Below are 2,208 nucleotides of genomic sequence, written 5' to 3' on the forward strand. Positions count from 1 at the left end.
TGTGCGCAGGTCGTACAGGTAGCTGACCACTTCCCCGGCGGCGGTGTCCAGGATGGAGAACACGGTGAAGTCGTTGCTGGAGGCGAACGGCAGCGGCGTGCCGTCGTCGTTCGTCAGCGGCGCCACGCTCGGCACCACCGGCTCCAGCCCGCCGGGGTTGCCCTGCGCGGAGTAGTTGTCCGCATCCCACGGTGCTGGCGGGACCGGTCGCGAGCGGCCGGACAACGGGTGGAACGCACCATAGGTATTGCCGACGTTCGACGTCTCCAAGTAGTTCGTGCCCGACGACGCGACGAACCGGTTCCACAGATGCGAGTGCCCGTTGAGTACCAGGTTCACCCCGGCCTCCTCCAGCAGCGGTGCCACGTCGCGAGTCAGGTAGTTGTCCTCCTTCGGATACTCGTAGCGCACCCGCGGCTCACCGTTCTCGCCGGTCTCCTCGATTCGCACCGGGTCGGTGAACGGCGGTGACAGGTTGTCGCCCAGGCCGTTCGGCCCTTCGTGCAGCATGACCACGGTGCGCTCCGCGGCCTGGAACTCCTCGCTGGCCAGCTCTTGCTGAAGCCACTCGTATTGCTCGCTACCGACACCGATCTCTTCGAAGATGTGCGAGCCCCACCCTTGGGCGAGCGGATCGTCCAGGGTGCCCGGCGCCTCGGTGAAGCGTGACGTACCCCAGCCAGCCGGGTCCGCAGCGATGTTCGGGCTACGCCAGATCCGAGTGGAGTACAGCGAGATCAGCCGGACGTCACCGACTGTCGTCGCGTAGTACCGCTCCCCGCCCGGCGACGTATCCGGCAGCGTGAACAGCTCCTCATAACTGGTCGTGTTGAATGAGTTGTCGGTGATCCACTGCTCCTTGACCTGCTCGTCGCCTTCAGGGTTGACCTGATCGGCGACCTTCTCGTACTCCGCCTCGGCGACCGCTTGCGGCACGGGCGAGGTGAACGACTCGTTGAGTGTGCCGAGCCGCGCCCGGCCCATCACCTCGTGGTTGCCGACGGCCGGGAACAGCGGCGCATTCTGGATGATCTCGCCGCCGGCATACTCGACCCCGTTGGCCTCGTACGACGCCCGGCCCTGAAGCGCCGGGAAGAAGGCGAAGCCGCGCTCGTCGTCGAACCACTCGGACGCTCGGTCTGGGACGTTCACCAGATCGCCCGCCAAGAACACCGCGTCGACCTGACCGATCGTCTCGGACACTCGCTGCAGGTTGGCCGGCGTGTTCGCCTTGAGCTGGTGGTCGCTGGTCAGCAGAATCTTCAGGTCGTCACCTCGCTCCGGGCTCGGCGCCAGCGTGTACGTCTTGGAGGCGACGAGGTGGGTTCGGTCCAGCGACACCACGCGATACGGGGTCCGTGCCCCGGCGCGGAGACCGGTGACCGTCGTCTCGTGCCGGTAGACGTTGCGCTCAGTGACCTGATCCGGCGCGTCGGGGATGGCCGAAGCGGCGTCCTCCGCCATCTGGGAGAGCTTGCCGGTCTCGGCGGTGAAGACCTCGACGCCGGGTATCCGGCCACCACCGACGGCCGCTCGCAGCTGACCGTCGTTCAGCTCGCCGACCAGCTCGCCGACGATCACGACATGCGCGCGCCCCTCGAACTCGGTCATCCACGCGACGTTGACCGAATTCGCACTAGGCATCTGCAGGTATGGCTCGGTGAGAAGCTCTCGCGAATCAGAGGAGGACGGCGAGGACGGCACTGCCGACGACGGGGCAGCTGCGCCGGACGCTCCGTGTGAGCCGACGGCAGACATCACCATCAGAGACACCGCCGAGACGGACAGGACAAGAACACGTGCAGCCATCGGGACGCTCCAAGGGAAGGAGATCGGGTGCAAACCCCGGATCATCATCCGGCCGAGTGATGAACACTGCCTCCGGTCGTCCGTGAACCCCGGCAAACGCCCGGGTAACCGCCGGGCGTCGTCAGGCCATAAGGCCGGCCAGCGGCCCAGGATCCGAGCGTCATCGGCGGCGGGTTAGCGGCAAACCCCCAACCCCCCAACGTCCTCCTCGACGGAGGGATGAAGGGGCTCGATGCCGTCAAAGAAAATGGGCCCGGCTCTACCCCCACTTGGGGGGAGCCGGGCCCATTCACATGGTGAGGCCGCTGTTTCCCGGATCACCGGGCCGGGGAAATCACCGGTGCCGGAGCGGCCACGAACAGAGGGCTTGTTACCTGGCTGTGACCCTACACTTGACCC

The 2,208-nt window shown here is 66.6% G+C and carries 1 protein-coding gene; it reads right to left on the bottom strand.

Annotation, left to right across the window (positions count from 1 at the left end; genetic code table 11):
• The coding region (locus ELR45_RS04990) for a metallophosphoesterase family protein (RefSeq protein WP_205855999.1) at positions 1-1,611 on the bottom strand (1,611 nt) is incomplete at its 3' end.
• Positions 1,612-2,208: the final 597 nt, after the last annotated feature.

The organism is Phytoactinopolyspora endophytica (assembly GCF_004138495.1).
Taxonomy (GTDB): Bacteria; Actinomycetota; Actinomycetes; order Jiangellales; family Jiangellaceae; genus Phytoactinopolyspora; species Phytoactinopolyspora endophytica.